This is a genomic window from Flavobacterium taihuense, from assembly GCF_019351435.1.
Classification (GTDB): domain Bacteria; phylum Bacteroidota; class Bacteroidia; order Flavobacteriales; family Flavobacteriaceae; genus Flavobacterium; species Flavobacterium taihuense.
Genome location: NZ_JAHWYN010000011.1, coordinates 1 through 19,477, shown reverse-complemented (window position 1 = coordinate 19,477; position 19,477 = coordinate 1). Strand labels below are relative to the sequence as shown.

The 19,477-nt window shown below is 35.3% G+C and carries 21 protein-coding genes and 1 other RNA gene; 14 read left to right on the top strand and 8 right to left on the bottom strand.

The window, feature by feature from the left end; translation table 11 throughout:
* The first annotated feature begins 3 nt into the window (after positions 1 to 3).
* Complete coding sequence (locus KZH69_RS12885) at positions 4 to 414, top strand: hypothetical protein (protein ID WP_219317883.1); 411 nt, start codon at positions 4 to 6, stop codon at positions 412 to 414.
* Positions 415 to 498: 84 nt separating this feature from the next.
* Complete coding sequence (fumC, locus tag KZH69_RS12880; protein WP_219317882.1) at positions 499 to 1,884, top strand: class II fumarate hydratase; 1,386 nt, start codon at positions 499 to 501, stop codon at positions 1,882 to 1,884.
* Positions 1,885 to 2,044: 160 nt separating this feature from the next.
* On the opposite strand, the gene KZH69_RS12875 is transcribed toward fumC, so the two are convergent.
* Entirely contained in the window at positions 2,045 to 3,247 is a 1,203-nt protein-coding gene (locus tag KZH69_RS12875; protein WP_219317881.1) for an NAD(P)-dependent oxidoreductase, read from the bottom strand.
* 297 nt (positions 3,248 to 3,544) lie between these two features.
* Here KZH69_RS12875 and KZH69_RS12870 point away from each other — a divergent pair, with 297 nt between their 5' ends.
* Positions 3,545 to 4,696 (top strand): serine hydrolase domain-containing protein, encoded by a 1,152-nt coding sequence (locus KZH69_RS12870; protein ID WP_255557911.1) that lies wholly within the window; start codon positions 3,545 to 3,547, stop codon positions 4,694 to 4,696.
* Between the two features lie 101 nt (positions 4,697 to 4,797).
* Here the strand turns inward: KZH69_RS12870 and KZH69_RS20695 are convergent, their stop codons facing one another.
* From KZH69_RS20695 to KZH69_RS12855, 3 genes are all read right to left on the bottom strand, one after another.
* Positions 4,798 to 4,923: a T9SS type A sorting domain-containing protein gene (locus tag KZH69_RS20695; RefSeq protein ID WP_219317997.1), complete on the bottom strand. Its 126-nt coding sequence runs from the start codon at positions 4,921 to 4,923 to the stop codon at positions 4,798 to 4,800.
* A 67-nt stretch (positions 4,924 to 4,990) separates the two neighbouring features.
* Complete coding sequence (locus KZH69_RS12860; RefSeq protein WP_219317879.1) at positions 4,991 to 5,770, bottom strand: Type 1 glutamine amidotransferase-like domain-containing protein; 780 nt, start codon at positions 5,768 to 5,770, stop codon at positions 4,991 to 4,993.
* Between the two features lie 17 nt (positions 5,771 to 5,787).
* Positions 5,788 to 6,033: a hypothetical protein gene (locus tag KZH69_RS12855; RefSeq protein ID WP_219317878.1), complete on the bottom strand. Its 246-nt coding sequence runs from the start codon at positions 6,031 to 6,033 to the stop codon at positions 5,788 to 5,790.
* 505 nt (positions 6,034 to 6,538) lie between these two features.
* On the opposite strand from KZH69_RS12855, the gene ssrA reads away from it, so the two are divergent.
* The 3 genes from ssrA (at position 6,539) to KZH69_RS12840 (ending at position 8,994) form a co-directional block, all read left to right on the top strand.
* Positions 6,539 to 6,935: a transfer-messenger RNA gene (gene ssrA / locus KZH69_RS12850) on the top strand.
* 300 nt (positions 6,936 to 7,235) lie between these two features.
* Entirely contained in the window at positions 7,236 to 8,540 is a 1,305-nt protein-coding gene (locus tag KZH69_RS12845; protein WP_219317877.1) for a site-specific integrase, read from the top strand.
* A 277-nt stretch (positions 8,541 to 8,817) separates the two neighbouring features.
* On the top strand, positions 8,818 to 8,994 hold the full coding sequence (locus KZH69_RS12840) for a BF3379 family histone-like protein (protein WP_219317876.1): 177 nt from the start codon (positions 8,818 to 8,820) through the stop codon (positions 8,992 to 8,994).
* Positions 8,995 to 9,067: 73 nt separating this feature from the next.
* Here the strand turns inward: KZH69_RS12840 and KZH69_RS12835 are convergent, their stop codons facing one another.
* Both KZH69_RS12835 and KZH69_RS12830 read right to left on the bottom strand, forming a co-directional pair.
* Entirely contained in the window at positions 9,068 to 9,865 is a 798-nt protein-coding gene (locus KZH69_RS12835; protein WP_219317875.1) for a Fic family protein, read from the bottom strand.
* 6 nt (positions 9,866 to 9,871) lie between these two features.
* Positions 9,872 to 10,084, bottom strand: coding sequence for a hypothetical protein (locus KZH69_RS12830; protein WP_219317874.1), 213 nt, complete (start codon positions 10,082 to 10,084; stop codon positions 9,872 to 9,874).
* A 922-nt stretch (positions 10,085 to 11,006) separates the two neighbouring features.
* On the opposite strand from KZH69_RS12830, the gene KZH69_RS12825 reads away from it, so the two are divergent.
* Genes KZH69_RS12825 through KZH69_RS12790 form a run of 8 tightly spaced genes read left to right on the top strand, consistent with a single transcriptional unit; the run spans position 11,007 to position 16,422 of the window.
* Entirely contained in the window at positions 11,007 to 11,399 is a 393-nt protein-coding gene (locus KZH69_RS12825; RefSeq protein WP_219317873.1) for a single-stranded DNA-binding protein, read from the top strand.
* 45 nt (positions 11,400 to 11,444) lie between these two features.
* Positions 11,445 to 12,515: a DUF932 domain-containing protein gene (locus KZH69_RS12820; RefSeq protein ID WP_219317872.1), complete on the top strand. Its 1,071-nt coding sequence runs from the start codon at positions 11,445 to 11,447 to the stop codon at positions 12,513 to 12,515.
* A 52-nt stretch (positions 12,516 to 12,567) separates the two neighbouring features.
* On the top strand, positions 12,568 to 12,942 hold the full coding sequence (locus tag KZH69_RS12815) for a hypothetical protein (RefSeq protein ID WP_219317871.1): 375 nt from the start codon (positions 12,568 to 12,570) through the stop codon (positions 12,940 to 12,942).
* Complete coding sequence (locus KZH69_RS12810) at positions 12,929 to 13,468, top strand: PRTRC system protein E (RefSeq protein ID WP_219317870.1); 540 nt, start codon at positions 12,929 to 12,931, stop codon at positions 13,466 to 13,468. The genes KZH69_RS12815 and KZH69_RS12810 overlap by 14 nt, the downstream gene beginning before the upstream one ends.
* A 17-nt stretch (positions 13,469 to 13,485) precedes the next feature.
* Positions 13,486 to 13,704 (top strand): PRTRC system protein C, encoded by a 219-nt coding sequence (locus KZH69_RS12805; RefSeq protein ID WP_219317869.1) that lies wholly within the window; start codon positions 13,486 to 13,488, stop codon positions 13,702 to 13,704.
* Positions 13,705 to 13,721: 17 nt separating this feature from the next.
* Complete coding sequence (locus KZH69_RS12800) at positions 13,722 to 14,897, top strand: hypothetical protein (protein ID WP_219317868.1); 1,176 nt, start codon at positions 13,722 to 13,724, stop codon at positions 14,895 to 14,897.
* Complete coding sequence (locus tag KZH69_RS12795) at positions 14,894 to 15,616, top strand: PRTRC system protein B (protein ID WP_219317867.1); 723 nt, start codon at positions 14,894 to 14,896, stop codon at positions 15,614 to 15,616. Before KZH69_RS12800 ends, KZH69_RS12795 begins: the two co-directional genes overlap by 4 nt.
* Positions 15,616 to 16,422, top strand: coding sequence for a PRTRC system ThiF family protein (locus tag KZH69_RS12790; RefSeq protein ID WP_219317866.1), 807 nt, complete (start codon positions 15,616 to 15,618; stop codon positions 16,420 to 16,422). The genes KZH69_RS12795 and KZH69_RS12790 overlap by 1 nt, the downstream gene beginning before the upstream one ends.
* A 351-nt stretch (positions 16,423 to 16,773) precedes the next feature.
* On the opposite strand, the gene KZH69_RS12785 is transcribed toward KZH69_RS12790, so the two are convergent.
* Together KZH69_RS12785 and KZH69_RS12780 are read right to left on the bottom strand one after the other, a co-directional pair.
* Positions 16,774 to 18,516 carry a UvrD-helicase domain-containing protein gene (locus KZH69_RS12785; protein ID WP_219317865.1) on the bottom strand — a complete coding sequence of 581 codons (1,743 nt, stop codon included), beginning with the start codon at positions 18,514 to 18,516 and terminating at the stop codon, positions 16,774 to 16,776.
* Positions 18,509 to 19,477, bottom strand: a 969-nt coding sequence (locus KZH69_RS12780) for an ATP-dependent endonuclease (RefSeq protein WP_369410663.1), incomplete at its 5' end; no start/stop codon positions are given. The genes KZH69_RS12780 and KZH69_RS12785, both read right to left, overlap by 8 nt.

Sequence of the window (19,477 nt, the reverse complement as noted above, 5' to 3'; positions counted from 1 at the left end):
GTCATGAAAAAACAAACTGGCATCTGGATTGATTCATCAAAAGCAATTATTGTTACTCTTGATGGTGGAAAGCAAAGGGTATCAAAAATCGAATCTGATTTAGAAAATAAAATATACCATCAAAAAGAAGGAAGCAAAGGATCTTTCAATGGTAGTCATCATGGTAGCGATGAAACTAAATTTGAAGAAAAAAGAAAAAATGAAACCAATCATTTCCTCAAAAATATTCTATCACATATCAAATTAGTCGATGAACTCTATATTTTTGGACCAGCTGAAACAAAAATAAAACTAGAACAGAAAATAAACACCGATAAATCATTCGATGCAAGCAAACTAAAACTAGTTGAAACTGCAGAAAACAATATGACCACAAATCAAATCGTAGCTAAAGTGAAGAAATTTTATCACTAAGGATTCAAAAGTTGTATCGATAGCAGATTGTAGAAAACAGGTTGCAGAAAAACCGAAAACTCAAAACTCAGAACAATTCAAAGCATGAAATATAGAATCGAAAAAGACACCATGGGCGAAGTCCAAGTTCCCTCAGAAAGATATTGGGGAGCACAAACCGAGCGGTCCTTAAATAATTTCAAAATTGGCCCTACGGCATCTATGCCTAAAGCGATTATTGAAGGTTTTGCTTATTTAAAAAAAGCAGCTGCCTACACTAATTGTGAATTGGGCGTTTTATCTGTTGAAAAACGAGATTACATTGCCTTGGTATGCGATGAGATTCTTTCAGGACAGCTTCCTGACGAATTTCCGCTTGTAATTTGGCAAACCGGTTCTGGTACACAAAGCAACATGAATATCAATGAAGTAATCGCTAATCGCGCTCAAGTACTGAAAAGATTAAGCATTACTGAAGACGAGCCTTTTATCAAAGCCAATGATGATGTCAATAAATCGCAATCGTCTAATGATACTTTTCCAACTGCTATGCACATTGCGGCTTATAAAGTAGTGGTTGAAAACACCATTCCTAATGTCAAAAAATTAAGAGATACTTTAGAGGGAAAAGCAACCAAATTTAAATCGGTAGTCAAAATAGGTCGCACACATTTGATGGATGCCACTCCTCTCACTTTAGGTCAAGAAATTTCGGGTTATGTTGCACAATTGGATTATGGTTTGAAAGCTGTTAAAAACACATTAGAACACTTATCTCAAATCGCTTTGGGTGGCACCGCAGTAGGAACTGGATTGAATACGCCAAAAGAATATGATACAAAAGTAGCTGAATACATAAGTCATTTTACAGGACACCCTTTTGTGACTGCTCCCAATAAATTCGAAGCACTGGCAGCTCACGATGCTATAGTAGAAACACATGGTGCATTAAAACAAATAGCGGTTTCTTTGAACAAAATAGCCAATGACATTAGGATGCTGGCTTCTGGACCACGTTCCGGAATTGGAGAAATCCTAATTCCAGAAAACGAACCAGGGTCATCAATCATGCCCGGAAAAGTAAATCCAACACAATGCGAAGCGCTCACTATGGTTTGTGCACAAGTTATAGGCAATGACATGGCTATTACCGTTGGTGGTATGCAAGGCCAATATGAACTGAACGTTTTTAAACCCATGATGGCTGCCAACTTTTTACAATCGGCGGAATTACTGGGTGATGCTTGTCGGTCTTTCGACATACATTGTGCACAAGGAATTGAGCCTAACCATAACCGCATTCAGGAATTGGTCAATAATTCTTTAATGCTAGTTACTGCTTTGAATACTAAAATTGGATATTATAAATCGGCTGAAATTGCCCAAACAGCGCACAAAAACGGCACCACACTCAAAGAAGAAGCGGTACGATTAGGATATGTAACTCCCGAAGAATTTGATGACTGGGTGAAACCAGAGGAGATGGTTTGAGAAGGATTTTAGAATTCAGAATTTTGAAAAATGAATCCCAAGGCCGATCAACTATTTACCGAGATTCATACCATTTAGGTCTTATAGCTAAAAAACCTGCAAATCGACAATTTTGCAGGTTTTTCTATTTCAATTATATTTTGAGAATTAGTCATTAACTTTATTTTCCATCTACATAATCTTGCAAATAACTAAAACGCTCGGTAAGTTTTCCGTTTTCAGTCATTTTGGCCCTTTTGAGTATTCCGTCTTTATCTCCGTTAAAAAAGGCTGGAATAACATGTTCTGAAAACATTTCTCCAAAACCTTCACTGGCATCTTTTGGTAATTCACAAGGTAAATTATCAACGGCCATCACAACAATTGCAGCAGGATGAAAGACATCTACTTCTTTATTTTCACTAGGCAAATAACCGTATAAAGGTTCTGCAATCGTAGAAGAACGCAAAGTACAAGCGATTGGTCCATTGACATCACAAGAGATATCTGCTACTACTTTTATCTTGCAATCATTGGCTTGAAGCATATCGCGGGTTAAAATTACAGGGGCTCCATTGCCATAAAAATGCCCTGTGATATAAATATCTGAAACCTTGGTAAATTTTTCAAAATCAGAAACATATTCTGCTGGATTATTATGAAAATCGGTAAAGTCTAAAACTTGTCCATCTTTTCTTTTATTATAATCCAAAACATCAATTTGCACATAAACGGGCTGAGTAAAATTTTTAGTCAAGTAATTTTCAACCGAAACTTCCTTAATTTTCATGGCATCCAAAATTTCTTTAGCTCCATTTCCTACTTTCCCAGTTCCAGTTACCACAATTTTTAGAGGAGGCAAAACCAATCTTTTCAAATGAGTGATTAATGCATCTTTGCCAGAAAGTGTTTCGGCTTTTGGCATTTTAAACAATTCGAATTTGATACCAAATGCACGAAAAGCATTGTAAGCACCCACAATACCTGCATATCGACCAAAACCAATTAATCTTCGATTGTGCGAATCTATAATAGTTTCATGATCGTACAAGTCGATATTTTTTTCTAAAATAGCTTGCAATAACTTTCTGTTATACGGTTGTTTTTTAATTGTATGCGAAAAAAAGAAATAGGCCTTATTAGGAATTAAATACTCCACAGGAACTTCTTTTACTCCAAAAAGAACATCGCAATCACTTACATCATTGGTTACTTCAATCCCCATATTACGATATTCACTATCGGCAAAAACACGTATATCCGAGCTTTCCACTTTTATGGTACATGAGTGATATAACTGTTTAATTCTAGCCAATTCATCAGGTGAGAAAACAACTCTTCTATCAGGTGGATTTTTTCTTTCTTTTATAATTCCGAACTTCATTGATGGTATTTTAAATTAATTAAATATAACTTATTATGTTTTTTTGTTACAAATATAACAATATAAAACAAATTTAAAAGATTTTATAAAAATTATTGATTCTGAAAAAGACTTAAAATAGTGATGATTAAAGAAGTAAAAAAAATACTTTTTAAGTTACGTTCTAAAAGAGTTGTTAATATTAAAAAAAAACAAAAACAAAACCATTGGATTATATATATTTGCTCTTTTAGTATCACAAAAATGAATTTTATAAAAAAGGCAAATATACTACATTTACTGCTTCTAATCGTAGTAATGAGTTCATGTAAAAATGAAAAGAAAGATATTCCAAAAGTGGCAATAAAAGACGCTGATCTTCCAAAAAATGTCTTGCCAAAAATGAAGCCTTTGGTTAATGAACCAAAACTTACCGCATCCTATATAGCCGTAAAGCAACAAAAAATAGATTCGTTTTACAATAAAAACTGGCCCAACAACAGTATGAACGGAGGTTTTCTTGTTGCGCAAAATGGCCAGATTTTATATGAAAAATACGAAGGATATGCAAACCTGAGAGACAAAACACCGATAACAAGCGACACTCCTATTCATATCGCTTCAGTTAGTAAAGTACTTACAGCCACTGCAGTTTTGAAATTAGTTAACGCCAAAAGAATTGACTTGGATCAAAAAGTAACTGATTTTTTAAAAGAGTTTCCTTATCCTGATGTTACTGTAAGAATGTTACTCTGTCACAGAAGCGGGATGCGTAGTTATGCTTATTTTACGGATCGTGACAAAAGTATTTGGGACAGACACAACACATTGACAAACCAGGATATATTAACCATTATGGGCACCAAAAATATTGGATTGGAACAAAGAACGGGTACTAGATTTGCCTATTGCAATACCAATTATGCCATGTTGGCTCTAATTATCGAAAAGGTGACCAAGATGTCATACAGAAATGCAATGGCTGAAATCATTTTCAAACCACTAGGGATGACAAATACTTTTGTTCTGGATTTTGACAAAGACAAACATAATGTGGCGCCATCCTATAAAGCCAATAGGGTCGAAATTGGCATTGATTATCTTGACAAAATTTATGGTGACAAGAACATCTACTCCACTCCTAGAGATTTATTAAAATTTGACAGAGCAAGGAATTCATCCTCCTTTTTGGAACCAGAATTATTGGCACAGGTCTATACTGGGTACAGCAACGAACGAAAAGGAACCAAAAATTACGGACTAGGTATTCGAATGATTAATTGGAAAAATGGCAAGAATTTCTATTTCCATAACGGTTGGTGGCACGGTTTTACATCGTCGTACATTCCTTTAAAAGACGAAAATGTCACTATAATTGCCTTGTCTAACAAATTCAGCAGAAATACATATGCAGTTCGAAAGCTTTCGGTGATATTTGGTGATTATCCGTTTAAAGTGGCGGATGAATAACGAATTTAGATTTTTGATTGACATTAGCATATAAAAACAATTAAGCCTCCAATAAATATTTTTTTTGGAGGCTTAATTGTATTACTTTTTACAAAATCTAATTAATTAGCAATTATCAATTTAGTAGTTGAAACTTCATTGGATTTAATCACTTTTACAATGTATTGACCATTGCTTAATCCAGCAGTATTGTTTCTGTGTCGGTTTTCTCCAGAAGCAGCGTCAATTACAAAAGATTTCTCTTCTCTTCGTTAAAGGTTATATACTTTTACAGTTACTTTCTCATTTACATCACTATAAAGGATATATTATAATGGTTCCAAATACTACTTTCGAAATCCATTCACTAGAAGAACTATTCCCTTTTGAAGCACAATAACTTACAGAAGTACCTCCAGTAGTGGTAAAGGTTGTTACTCCTGCAGCGGAAGCTCCCGAAGTACAATTTCCAACAATTTCAACATTATATGTTCTGCCTAATAGTAGGCTTGAGAGTGAGACAGAAACAACCGTTTCTGGTGTGGAATATGATTCAATTTGATAAAAATATGCAAAACTGGCAGTAGTTGGAGCAAAAACTCTTGCTATTCCATTTTGATCAATACAAACAGCTGTTTTTTCATAAACCCCAATACCTTTACCATTTAATCCAGCGTCTAAGTCTTTCCACATCCTTACCAAAAAAGTAGTTTTACGTCCTTTCCTATCTGGATTATCATAATGCGTATCGGTTATAGTATTGGCTAAAATAGGAGAATTTAAAAAGTCATTTGCTCCTATTGTTATTCCTCTATCGTATGGATCTGCCAATGCTTGAGCGGAGGTAATACTTGTATTTGCTGCGCTATAATAAAACTTACCCAAAATAGCACAACCTGCACTTGTACCACCAACAGGCACTTTTTTTGTATTTATTAAATAATTAATTGCATCTTCAACAGGAGTATCTTTCCAATAAGAAACATAAGTGGCTTGATCTCCTCCTGAAATGAATAAAGCTTCAGCATTTCTAATTTTAGTTGCAATTGCAGCAATACCTGCTTTCGCTTTAGAATCGATAAAAATTGTTTCCACTGAATTTACAGTTACACCTAAATCTGTATATATATAAGTATTGTAGCATCAGTCACAGCCGAACGCAAAACAACCACGTCTCCACCCCCTGATTTTTGCAACATCCACTTAATGGCGTCATCATTATCTGTTCCGCCTCCCATCAAACACATACCCCCAGTTGTAGTAGAAGAAACGTCTGTTGTACTTCCAACTTTCCAGCTGGTGTAGGTTTGCGATTGAACGCTTATCCCAAAACAAAAAACAAAGAGAGCCCGAATCAAATCTTTTTTAACAAAATATTTTTTTTCATAATAATAGGATTTTAGCTATATAATTTTCACAATATCAAATAATAAATATGATTTTTTTATATTAATATTTAAGTCAAAATAATTATTTTTACTACAATAATAAAAAATAACAACAAAATGCATTATAAACAGATTTAACTTTTTTTTAATATTAAAAAACTAATCATTTGGAAGATAATTACTTAAAAAATCAATTTTTCAGATATATTTAACTTGTTTTTAAAGTTTTTTTTAACAAAAATTATAATAAAATATCTAAAAAAAGTCAAAGCAAAATTAAACCGAATCGAGTTCTATTAAATTTATTAACTTTTAAAATAGCTTCCTTTGGAACAAAATTCATAAAAGGATTTTACATTTTGTTTTTATTTCGGCATTATATCTACTATCTTTGCAAGATGTTTGTTTGGACACAAAAATGGTATTCTTATTACAAACTGAATACTAAAACTAAGTACTAAACACTTAATTAAATGGGGTCGACTGGTTTTGACAGCAAGTCGAATTGAAAAGTAAGCACGTCGAGAACTGGGATAATTCTCGTAAATAAAAGGTCTCAAACATTTTACACGGCGAAGGAAACTACGCTCTTGCTGCATAATCTGAATTATAGTAAGATTAGCCTCGTCCTACCAGGTAGGAAAGCAGGATTCATCTCGAAAGCTTTGGTTTATAGCGGTCGATAAAGATGAATCGTAAATTTAAACCTAGATTTCCATGAGCTTCGGGTGGATTTCGAAACTAAAGAAGATAAGCAAAGAGTGGTTGTTTCTGACCAAACTCCCCGTCGAAAATCTATTCAGGAAATAAGCGTGTAGAAAGCTCTTTAGTTGCTTGTTTGGACCCGGGTTCGATTCCCGGCGATTCCACTGGGATAGTTTAAAGGCAACTTTTCAAAGTTGACAAAAACGCACAAAATGTCTCGAAACCCTTTAAAAGCCTGTAAATTTTTGAATTTGCAGGCTTTTTTATTTTTCCTGCAACTATCAAAATTTTTAAAAGTGCTCCAAATTTATATGGCAGTACTGTGGCATTTTGCTATTGTAGCAAAAAGTGCCACAATTTCGTCATAAAAAAACTTTCAAACTACTGATTTACAACATGTAAAGCAAGTTAACGACTTGACAAAAGAACGTCATAATTCTATATTTATTAATTTAAAAAATTGAATTATGTTAGAAAGCAGCTTTGGGCTTTGTTTCTTTTTGAAAACACCCAAAAACAAATCAAACATCAGATATATTTATCTGAGAGTAACTGTAGATGGAATACCTAAAGAGACATCTACCAAAAGGAAATGGGAGATTCAGAGGTGGGATCAAAAAACAGAAAGAGCAACTGGAAATAAGGAAGATGCCAGGGCGCTAAATCATTTTCTAGATGCCATAATAACTAGAATCAACCAGTTCAAGATGGACTTAATCTACAACGAGAAATCGATTTCCGCGCAACGAATTATTGATTTTGTATTGGGAAGGATAATTTCAAAAGCAATGCTTCTTGAAGAATTTAAAAAGCATAATGACGAAATGCTAGCATTGGTACCTCAAGATTATGCTTTAGCGACACACAAACGCTATGAGACAGCAAGATTTCATGCAAGAGAATTTGTTAAATACAAATACACGACGGACGATATTGAATTCAGGGACTTAGATTATGATTTTATCATCAGCTATGAATTATATCTAAAAACCGTACGAAATTGTGTAAATAACTCTGCCTTGAAATATATTGCCTGCATGAAAAAAGTCATAAACAGGGCAATTGATAAAGATATAATTGCACAGGATCCTTTCAGAGCATTCAAACGTAAAATGACAAAAACTATCAAAAGACCACTCACCGCGAGTGAATTGCGTACGCTCGAGCAGGTCAGTATTACAACCACAAGACTCCAAACGGTTCGGGATATTTTCGTCTTTCAGTGCTATACAGGTCTGGCTTATATTGACGCTTACCAACTTCGAAAAACAGATATAAAGATAGGTATAGATGGAGCGCAATGGATAATGTCGGAAAGACAAAAGACCGGTTCTGTGACCAATGTTCCATTACTTCCCAAGGCCCTCGAAATAATCGAGAAGTATAAAGAGCATCCACTCTGCCTTTCAAGAAATGCTGTCCTGCCCGTCTCATCCAATCAAAAAATGAATGCCTATCTTAAAGAAATAGCCGATCTATGTGGCTTTACTTGCGAATTGAACACTCATAAAGCCAGGCGTACTTTTGGCAGCACAGTTACTCTTAATAATGATGTGCCTATTTCCGTAGTAAAAGAGATGCTAGGGCATCAGTCAATCCGCCAGACTGAGTCGTATGCAATTACCACTGAGCAAACAATTGGACGGGAGATGAATAACTTGGGTAGCAAACTGAGTAAAGTAAACCCTCCTATTCCTGATGAAGCAATGTCTATGATATCGAAACTGGAAAAAGAATTACAAAAACTAAAAGAACAATTTGGGATTAAATAAACCATAAAGCCAACCTTATCAAAATTTGGTTGGTTTTTATTATAATATGGCTACATTCATCGTTTATTCTTTTGTAAAACTTGTCTATCTTCTATTTTATTGAAGAATTACAAAAGGTCAGTCACAACTGTATCATGCATTTACAAAAAATAAAAACATTTTTTCTTACGACAAAAAACAAAATATCAGTTTATTAAGATAAATTTTTAACACTAAATTATTTCTATCTATGCAGTAAACCTCTATTTTTACGGCCTAATATTAATACAATACTATTATGAAAGATTTAGTTGCAAAAATCAACGCCGAATTCGAAGCATTCAAAACGGAATCAGAATCACTTATTGAAAAAGGAATCAAAGCTGCCGGGCCAAGAGCACGTAAGTCAACTTTGGAACTTGAAAAACTTTTAAAAGAATTCAGAAAAGTTTCTGTAGAAGAATCAAAAAAATAATTTCATCTTCATTTATGAGTCCTCTGAATTTTGAAACAGAGGACTTTTTTATTGTGTTCCTGTTCATTTGATGCTAAAGATCTTGTATTTTGGATAAAAGATAATTTGCCATACCCCTAGCGAAATATTCAATTAAAGCTACATCACTTCTTTCCTGCTCACATTTAACTATTGTAGATATATACTCTATTTGTTGTTCTTGAGTGGTTATTTCAGGAAAAATTGGTGGACAGTTATTATCCATCAAAACAGCACCAATAATAATTCTACATACTCTTCCATTTCCATCTGCAAAAGGATGTATTTCATTTAAAAACTTGTTATGAAAAAAAACAATTCGTGTTAATAAATGTTTTTCAAAAATGGAATTATCAATATCACCTAATCTGGAATTAAATAAACGAAGATAACTAGCCATACTAATTTCTAAATTATAATGTGCAGCATATTCCTTATTGTCAAAAAAAGGTTCTCTAGATCCTACTGTAGGAACATTTCGATAATTCCCAACTAATTCAGGTTTAAAATCAGTTTCCCATGCTAGCGGAGAACTCATCAAAGCCGCATGAACATTTTTAATTGTTTCTTCGGTCAGTTTAAAATTTTCAAGGTTTTCCAACAAATTTTTTAAAACCGATTGATGTTCTGAAATACCCAACAAAGAATCTAAATTAATCCCTCGAACACTTTCATTATTCAAAAATCGAATAGTGTTCCCATATTGAAGTTTAGAGTCTTCAACCCTAGCTGAGAAAAAAGAATAATCATTGATTAGTGAATCTTTAAATTCAACTGACCATTTATCTCTTGGAAATTTCTCTTGAAATTTATAAAGGGCCTCATTGAAATTTAATAAATAGTCTGGAAGCATAGACTATTATCCGTTATACTTATTAAACATAAAAAGTGTCCATTTCTTAATGTCATGGGGATATGCAAATAAAGTATCATCCTTTTTTAAAAAAGTTTTTCCAAAAAAGAATAATTGAAAGTCTTTTTTAAAGGCACTAGGAATCGTATCAACTGCGATAAGATCTTTTGTAGTTGATAAATTCTTTAATGTAATTATGTCTTGTCTAGTAACTAACATGCTACAAAGATATTAAATACTTTCATAAGTTCAACAGTAACACTAAATCTTTCTTTAATTCATTTAGTATATGAACTATCTAAACCATCATAATTAAGCTCCCTACTTCCACAATTATTTTTATAATAATCAACAAATGACATTTTATAATACTAAAATTAAAAAAAACCACTATTATGTCGCACTTAAATTAGCTTATCTTGTTGTACGTAAATTAGCCTATCGTGTCAATGTAATAAATTAATCAATAATTTAACCAATAATGATTGTGAGGTTTACTGAAGAATGATTGTGAATCATCATCAGAGATATAGCATTTGCCTGCTCATTCATCTTGTTCACTTTACACTTGCGTTCACGAAAACGTGAACGCTTAATATTAGTGAACAACTATATAATTATTTAGCCTCAGCATCAGCAATTATTGGTGCTGTAACTCCATCTAATATTATTAATCAATAACTCCTATAAGCAGCAGTTTTTAAAAAAATCTTAAACATCGATTTAGAGATTTTGTCATACTGATGAAATTTTCTGATCATTAGAACCATTTCCCAATCTCTTCGTTGCTTCCCCTTCATTTTTGTATTCAAAGAACCTGTATGCTTTTGTCTTATTTCAGGAGCAAAGGTAATTCCGTGTTCTTAACGCAATAGCAAGGCCAAGTCCTTCGGATTTGCTAAAAAATCTCCACCCATCCGGGTTGTATTTTTTGTCAAAACCTTGCTATTGCTAAACACTAACCTTTTTATGCTCATGAAATGAAACATAGCATACTCCGGCTCTTTAAACGAATAAAAAAAATGTCAGAAATGAAAAATAAAATATTGAAAACGGTAATGATGAAACAAAACAGCACCACCTCGTCATTGCCGAATAAATATAAAAATCAAAAAATTATTCACTAAAAATCATAGAAATCATGAACATCACAGGAAGACTGACAAGGGATGCACAAATACGCATAACCACACAAGAAAAACAAGTAGTAAACTTTTCAGTAGCAACAAACGACAGCTACCGTAACAAACAGGGCGAACGCATAGAACAAACCACCTATTTTGATTGCTCCTATTGGATAACGCCAAAGGTTGCCAAACTACTCACAAAAGGCACATTGGTAGAACTATCAGGCAGGGTAAGCACAAGGGCGTGGTTAGGTAATGACGGAGAAGCAAGGGCAGGACTGAATTTTCATACCTCGCAAATCAAACTGCACGGAACCAGTAAGAGAACAGAAACAGTACAGGCTACCACAACAACACAAGCTAAAAAGGTTACGGCACAGCCAACTGTGAACGACCTCCCATTTTGACAACTAGCATCAACCATTTTTTTAAACTTTTTAAATCATTTTATCATGGCACATAATATCAATTTCAACGAGAAAACAGGAAACTATTCATTCTTTAGCGTAAACCAAAAAGCGTGGCACGGTTTAGGGCAAATTGTGGAGCAGTACCCAACAAGTGAAGAAGCCATAAAACACGCAGGCTTAGACTATGAAGTCATCAAAACACCTTTATATACAAAAGGTTCGGGCATTATTGAAACGGCAAACGGAATAGAGATAGGCAGTAACGAATTGCACGTTCCTAACTACTTTGCCAATATTCGTACCGATAACAATGTCGTATTGGGCGTGGTGGGCAAAGATTACCACATCGTACAAAACTGTGAAGCTTTCAATTTTTTTGATGCTATTGAAGGCGGTGAGGGTATTCTCTACGAAACCGCAGGAGCATTGGGACAGGGCGAACGCATATTTATTACAGCCAAACTGCCTGATTATATCCGTGTAGGTAATGGTGATGACGTAACGGAAAAGTACATTTTCCTAACCACTTCGCATGATGGTAGCGGAAGTATCACTGCCGCATTTACGCCTGTGCGTATCGTATGCCAAAACACCTTGAATGCCTCGCTTCGCAGTATGACCAACGTAGTGCGTATCAAACATACCTCGGGAGCAAAACAGCGTGTCGAAAACGCACACAAGATTATGGGATTGGCAAATACCCTTAGCACACAATTAGAGGGCATATTCAATGAGTGGACGAAAGTAAAGGTTACAGACCGAGACGTCAGAAAGCTAATCCAATTGGCACTTTGTCCGAATAAGGAAACATTGAATTTGCTCAAAAAGGGTGCGGAAGATGAAGTTTCCACCGTGTTCAAAAATATAGTGCAAGATGCCTTTGCCTACGCTATGACAAGCGACACCCAACAAATGGACACCACCAAAGGTACATTGTTCGGAGCGTACAATGCCGTGACAGGCTACTATCAGAATGTACGCAATTACAAAGATGATGAAGCCAAATTACAAAGTATTGTATTGGGCGGAACCGCTCAACTCAAATCACAGAAAGCATTTGAATTATGCACTGCCTTTGCAACAGACGGTACGGAAATTTTAAATCTCAATTAATAATTATTGGCGACTGCCCACACAGGTGGTCGCCTATTTAAAAATCGCAATCATGACAAAGGAAAATAAAGACAAAAACGAATTTGCAAACTACCTTTTTAACCAATTTGTAGAAGCAGAACGTAGAGACAAACAAGATTGGTCGCTGAATTATTGGAACGTTTTAACCCAATATGCAGAGATTGAGTTGTCTGACGAGGAACACTCTGAAAAAAGATTATACGTATTTAAACTTGATATTATAATTAGAGAAGCTATGACAGGCTGGAACACACACCTATTGATACTACGTGGAAAAGAAGCCGAGCAGGATTACAGGGAAAGAATGGAAAAATATGAAGAACGCTTACGTGCCATTGGACATGACGAAGCTACAATTAAACAAATGTTAGATTATAAAATCAAACTAAATTATGGAAACGACTAATTTTTTCAATCAGATAGCACAATTGAGAATTGCAGGTGATTTGCACCTGACCATAGCAAAGGGAACAGAAAACAACCTTATTGTATCGGTTATGCTCCAAAACGAACAATGCGGAGACAACGCAAAACAACTGATATCACCGCTTAATTTAAGGGGAACAGCAGAAGAATTAGATGAGGGATTTTTTCAGCAGATAACAACGCCTTTGCAAACCGCTTCGGGTTTAATGGTAAATATGGAAGCCTTTATGAAGCAATTGGAAGAAGCTAAAAAGCAATCGGCAATGGAAAAGGAAAAAGGCGAGAAAGAGAAGAAAGAACAGGAAGCCAAAGACAAGAAGTTTAAAGACGGTATGGCAAAGGCAGACGAATTGGAGAAAGAGGAAAAGTTCCGTGAAGCGTGGATGAAAGTACCCGAAATTACCGACTACCCCGAAAAGGCGGACGAGATACGTAAACGCAAATCGGAACTATCAGACAAGTTTTCTTCAACAGGTCTGTTTGCCACAGAACAATCTACTGTTTAACACAAAATCCAAGAGTTATGTTATTAGCAACACAGTTAGAACGAGTATTTATACTTAGAGATAAAGGACAGGACATCAGACTGACCGACCCCGAACCACGTTGGAGTGTCGAAGCGGTATTGAATTTTTACGCCAATACGTATCCCATACTAACCACAGCAAAAGTATCTGCCCCTATTATCCGTGATGATAGGATAGAATACAAATTGGAGAGCGTAATGGGAACAAAAGGTTAAACCAAAAATCAAAAATAATGAACTATGCAACGCAATATCCTATCGGGAACTATCAGCATACCACAACAGAAAACACAACGGCAACTGCACCGACAATTAGGCGAGTTCGCACAATGGATGCAGAAAGCCAAAGACACAAACGAAGTACAGAAAGACAAACAGAAATCTGTACCAATAGCAATGCTACCAATGGTTTTCTAAAGTGTGCGTTTCTGCCAAAACTTAAAACAGTTCAATCCGTACAAGCTTGTAAGAAAATAGCAAAAATGGAGAGGGATTTTTACAAGTCCCTTTCCCAACTTGCAGAACATTATGACATTGAACCGTTACAAACGAAAGATTATGGCTATCCCTATAATATAGCTTTGGCTATGTGGGATGCTGAAAACAAGTTAAAAAAAATCAATGTAAATTGGGATAATTTACGTTTGGTACAGGATAGTAAGAGAACATTTTTTACAAGTGAGGAACGATACAGCACAGGTACAACCCTGTACTATATTCCAATTGTGCCACTCTTTCAAATGCTCAATGATCCAAAGCGCAAAAAAACGGCTCAATTGCTTATTTCGGTTTGCAGTTATCTATATCATATTGTCGATATCCCTTATTACAGACAGGAAAACAGCTATCTGTATTGGATGTACGAAATGATGAACGATTGGGTGGAACAGGATGATTGTACCGAAGAAACGGATAGTTACATTGCTGAGATTGTAAAAGCAGAATGGATAGGCGAACGGATAGAACAGAAACTATTCAACCGCATCAATCTACAGGTATTTAAACAGCGTTTAAACAACTTCAAAACCTGTGACACATTCGACTTGGAGTGCAAAAAAATGGCTCGCAATGCCTTTGCCCTTTATGCGCAATATCCACACGAGAGCATTTTCCGAAACGCTCCAAGACCCGAAGAAGCCCCCTATAATGATGAAAACGACTCCGAAACCGTTGGAATGGAAAAGTACATCTCCTTTATAGCAGATACCACAGGCTGGCTGTATGAAAGGCTTGCGGATAGCATCAATAATGAGTTTAACGAGTATGGAGCAATGGAAGAACCGACTATTTTTAAAAGCTTTGACGGAAGCAGCATTACCAAGACTAACCTTGATTTTGAGAACCGACTGTTTTCCCTTTTGGACGAACTATGCACACTACTGTATGATTATAAAACGACAAGAAAATGAACAATGTAAACGACATAACCGAGAATTTTGGAACGCTTTACCGCCCAAAATCCGCATTGGTTTTTTACCAAACCAAAGGAACGAATACAGATATGTACGTAGAGCATTTTGATATGGATAAAAACGGAAACCCTATAAATGCCCATCCATTGACCGTAAATGAAGCTAAAGTATTGGCAAAGGCTTTATACACCAACAAAGAAAAAGACAAAGCCTTTTTAAAGCCAAAAGGAATTTTGCCGACCAATATACTGCATATCAATCCAAGCGAAAAAGGCACGGTGCTTTGGTACACCAAATCACAGGAACAGCAATTATATTTTGTGAACGGCTTGGGCATACCCAACGGCAAAGCATATGTACCGCCAATGCTTTGGTATGCCAGTAAAAATAGCCTTGCTGTATTTGCTCTTACTACTGACAGAAGACCAAAAGAAAATACACCATTGTATTTTGCTCCTTTCTTCAACATTTATGAAGATGGTAAAGTCTGTATGGGAACTGTAAGCATAGACATTAAAAATTCCGCTTCCGTTGAGGAATTTATAAGTGCTTGGGAAAACTACTTTTTCAATAGCTATTTCAGCCATTTATTAGGAAAACAAAATCCCATAAAAGGGAATTGCGTAAGCCTTTGGAAAAAACTGATTGAAACAAGCGAAGTCTTTCCTAAAGAGACCTTGAAGAAGAACAACAAAACCCTTAAAAATCTTTTGTGATGAATACCGAGAAACTAAAAGTACATTTTACAGATAATTATCTGATAAGCCCAACCAATCCCATTGCGGTAAACCTAATCGGTGCAGGCGGTACAGGCTCAAAGGTTTTGACCGCTTTAATGGAAATGAACCATAGCTTAATCGAATTGGAACACGCAGGATTATGTGTTCGCTTATGGGATGATGACATTGTGACCAATGCCAATTTAGGAAGACAGCGTTTTGCAGAAAGTGAAACAGGGATGTACAAATCCGTTGCACTCATCAACCGTGCAAACCGCTTTTCTGGGACAAATTGGAAAGCCGAAACCGCAAAGTTTGAAAAGGACAGTTTGGGCAGAATACCCGAAGAAGCACAGGCAACTATTTACATTACCTGCGTGGACAATGTAAAAGCGAGGTTTGAAGTTGTTGAAATACTGAAAGGATTAAGCAACCGCAGACACCATAGGGACGAGCCTAAATATTGGCTGGATTTTGGTAACAGCCAGCATACAGGGCAAGTGTTGCTATCTACTATAGGAAACATTCATCAACCCAATTCGGAGAAATATGAAACGGTGGCAAGCCTGCCAATGATTACGGAAGAATTTGGAGAATTATTGAAGCAATCCGAACAAGATGACGGCACGCCAAGTTGCAGTTTAGCGGAAGCATTGGAGAAACAGGATTTGTTTATCAATTCCTCTTTAACCCAAATGGGCTGTTCGCTTTTATGGAGCTTATTTCGATATGGTATGACACCGTACAGGGGATTTTTTCACAATCTGAAGGATTTTCGTACCCATCCTATAAAAGTCGCCTGAAAGTCAAAATCGGGCGGCAAAAAGACACTCCCTCCTATGGTCTGGACAGTCTTTTTGCGTCAAATCGGTACAACCACTTTGGAAAAATGCACCTTTCGCACATCCTCACTCCGCATTTTTCCAAACAGGTTGCAATCTGATTTCTAAGGGATATTCATAATCCCTTTCATTGTTTTTAGGAGACTTCTTTTCTTTCCACATCAGCGACCAAAGAAAAGAAGCAAAAGAACGCCGCTTTGGAGGTATCATTCTTTTACTTTTTTCATGAAATCATTTTCGACAAAAAAAAAGTGTGATATAAAATTTCATTATTATGGATTAAATAATAACCTTGCAGATTATTCCCTAAATTCAATCATAATCATACTCAAGCGAGCTAAGTTGATAAGTGGGATTATAGGGTCTCCCCGAATTTGTTACACGACCTGTCTCTGATATAAGATGTAATTCACGTTTAGCTCTTGAACAAATTACATACAATAACTTTTCAGTGGCTCTGTTTCCAGTTTCATTCCAATTGGGTAATTTTCCATGTAATAATCCAAAAGCAATGACTGTATCAAACTCTTCGCCTTTAATGCCATGACAAGTATTAACAACAACGCCTTCCTCATGTTTAAACATTTTTCTAAAACTCTCTATGTCTTTTGCTAAATCAAAATCAGAATTTTCAAGTCTTGCTTTTGCACCATCAAAAAAAGTTGCCCAGTGTACTTCAAGCATCTCATTTGAAGAAATTGAAATTCCCAATTTCTCAAATAATTCAAGAAAGCATTCCTCCAAATATTGTAATCCATCAGTCTCTTCGGATGAAATTGAATTTATTAACTTCAATAATGCTTTTGATTTGAATTCTTTATCCTCAAAGAGTCTAATTCCTAAACTTTCTAACTCGTTGATAAGTTCTGATGCCCAACGCTTTCTTATTAGGAAAGATTTTGGGGAAGGTAAGACAAGAAATAATCTTGCAATTTTAAACCAAGTATTCTCTCTATTTTTAAGTAGTGGAGATAAACCGACTGCATCAAATTTTACATCAGGCAAAAGTGATTTTAATTTCCTTCCCATAGGAATTACAAGATACCAAGTTGGTGCAAGAACACATATCGCATGTTCAGGAACTCCTTCAGCAATTTTCTGCTTTATTATTTCTGAAATACTAACAGTCAAATCATCCTTATGAACTTCTTTGTTATAGGTTATCACAGCATTATCATCTGCATTTGTTCCTAATGCTTTTATATCAATGTCAGTAGTTTGGAAGTTTCGATAATAATCAATAATTTGTTGGTTAGACCTATAATTTCCCGATAATTCTTTACTTGTAAAAACAACCCCAAACTCCTTCTTAATCTCTTCAAGTTCTTTTGCCACACCTCCCAATGAACCGTATATTGCTTGATCAGAATCTCCAACAAAAAACATCTTACAATTCCCAGATGCTCCCTTCATTATTTTTGCCAAAATTGAATACTGTAGCTGTTGTGTGTCTTGGTACTCATCTACACATACCAAATGAAACATATTTTTAAGGATTTCCGAGATTTTAGGATATCCTAAAATCAATTTATGTGCATAATGGAGTATCTGGTCGAAATCAATCAATTTTTTACTGGCAAGCGCATCGTGGTATTCATCTATTAATGCCCTGAAAACTGTTTCTTCTTTTTCTCCATTTGGTAGATATTTCGTAGACACGGAATCCCAAAAATTAAGTCCATAAGTTTTTTTCAACTCATCCATCAAATTTTCAGAATTGTATTCATCTGAAATTGAAAAACCATTTTTAAGTTCATCCAAATAACACATATAAGGTCTGAGAATCCACTCCAAGCAAAAGGAATGAATTGTCCCAGCCCACAAATTAGTATCGTCAGCATTTAGTTCACGTATTCTCTTTTTTATTTCATCAGCTGCTCTATTGGTAAAGGTAACAGCTATGATGATTTTTTTAGAATTACTAAGACGCTCTAACTCATAAGCAATCTTGTAAGTAAGTGCCCGTGTTTTACCACTTCCCGGGCATGCAGTTAAAAGAACATTTCCCGGCTCAATTACTGCATCAGTTTGTTGGGGATTTAAACCTTTAAGCATTTAATTTACTTATTAATTTAGACAACACATCATGAGGTAACTCTTCAATAAAGAATTCTAATGCCTCCGCTACATCTTCAATTAAGATTATCTTATCAAGGAGTGACTTATAATTGGTTGTATCACCTATGTAATGATAATCTTTTAATTTTGTAAGCCTATATTTTGCAATGGCAAGTAATATACTTTCATTAAGAGTTGGACACGCAAATACAATGGCGTCTAAAATATATTCAGGAATAGCTGTAATGTTACTTACTTTTTCAGAAACCATGATTGCAAACCAGCCTTTTTTAAATTTTTCAGCTAACCGTAAAACTTCTTTTCCAGAGATCGAAACATCCTTATTTTCGAGCAATCCTTTAATTCGATCTTTATCCGGTTGTTTTTTAAATGCCTTTTCAACTGTTTGAATAATTTCGTGTGAATTTCCTTCAAGTAAAAAATCAACCTCAAAAGTATGTTTAGCATAGAATGGTTTGACGAAATTATTATCCTTACAAAAAAGTTCTAATTTTTCTTTTCTGTCTACTCCTGAGATTTGAGAATTACGACAATCTCTCTCGTATTGATTATCATCCTTCGGGTCTTTAGGCAACTTAACGATTGAAAGGTCATTATCAGTCAGAACACTACAATTTCTATGTATTCTGTCTTTATGAAATAATTGAGCAACATTCTCAAATCCAGTACTACCAATATTTATTAAAGAGATTCCAAGTTCATCTAAAGATACCCCAAGTACTTTTTTTATAATTTCAGGAATCAATATGTGTTCAGCATCTCCCTCAACAAGAATAACCCCTTTTGCAAACAATAAGTTAGTTCTGTTGGTGGAAAAACCGGTCAAATTGACCACCACTTTCCAGTGTAAATTGACCACCAGTTCCGGAGCAAACTGACCACCACTTTCCAGTTCAAATTGACCACCTAATTTCGGGGTAAATTGATTATTAAAAAC

Bases quoted from the DNA above. Each gene is read 5' to 3' on its own strand.
- KZH69_RS12810 (WP_219317870.1), top strand. From the start codon at position 12,929: ATGGAAACGACTAATTTTTTCAATCAGATAGCACAATTGAGAATTGCA.
- KZH69_RS12815 (WP_219317871.1), top strand. From the start codon at position 12,568: ATGACAAAGGAAAATAAAGACAAAAACGAATTTGCAAACTACCTTTTT.
- fumC (WP_219317882.1), top strand. From the start codon at position 499: ATGAAATATAGAATCGAAAAAGACACCATGGGCGAAGTCCAAGTTCCC.
- KZH69_RS12830 (WP_219317874.1), bottom strand. From the start codon at position 10,084: ATGTTAGTTACTAGACAAGACATAATTACATTAAAGAATTTATCAACT.
- KZH69_RS12800 (WP_219317868.1), top strand. From the start codon at position 13,722: ATGAACTATGCAACGCAATATCCTATCGGGAACTATCAGCATACCACA.
- KZH69_RS12805 (WP_219317869.1), top strand. From the start codon at position 13,486: ATGTTATTAGCAACACAGTTAGAACGAGTATTTATACTTAGAGATAAA.
- KZH69_RS12795 (WP_219317867.1), top strand. From the start codon at position 14,894: ATGAACAATGTAAACGACATAACCGAGAATTTTGGAACGCTTTACCGC.
- KZH69_RS12820 (WP_219317872.1), top strand. From the start codon at position 11,445: ATGGCACATAATATCAATTTCAACGAGAAAACAGGAAACTATTCATTC.
- KZH69_RS12840 (WP_219317876.1), top strand. From the start codon at position 8,818: ATGAAAGATTTAGTTGCAAAAATCAACGCCGAATTCGAAGCATTCAAA.
- KZH69_RS12885 (WP_219317883.1), top strand. From the start codon at position 4: ATGAAAAAACAAACTGGCATCTGGATTGATTCATCAAAAGCAATTATT.
- KZH69_RS12785 (WP_219317865.1), bottom strand. From the start codon at position 18,516: ATGCTTAAAGGTTTAAATCCCCAACAAACTGATGCAGTAATTGAGCCG.
- KZH69_RS12835 (WP_219317875.1), bottom strand. From the start codon at position 9,865: ATGCTTCCAGACTATTTATTAAATTTCAATGAGGCCCTTTATAAATTT.
- KZH69_RS12845 (WP_219317877.1), top strand. From the start codon at position 7,236: ATGTTAGAAAGCAGCTTTGGGCTTTGTTTCTTTTTGAAAACACCCAAA.
- KZH69_RS12870 (WP_255557911.1), top strand. From the start codon at position 3,545: ATGAGTTCATGTAAAAATGAAAAGAAAGATATTCCAAAAGTGGCAATA.
- KZH69_RS12875 (WP_219317881.1), bottom strand. From the start codon at position 3,247: ATGAAGTTCGGAATTATAAAAGAAAGAAAAAATCCACCTGATAGAAGA.
- KZH69_RS12825 (WP_219317873.1), top strand. From the start codon at position 11,007: ATGAACATCACAGGAAGACTGACAAGGGATGCACAAATACGCATAACC.
- KZH69_RS12790 (WP_219317866.1), top strand. From the start codon at position 15,616: ATGAATACCGAGAAACTAAAAGTACATTTTACAGATAATTATCTGATA.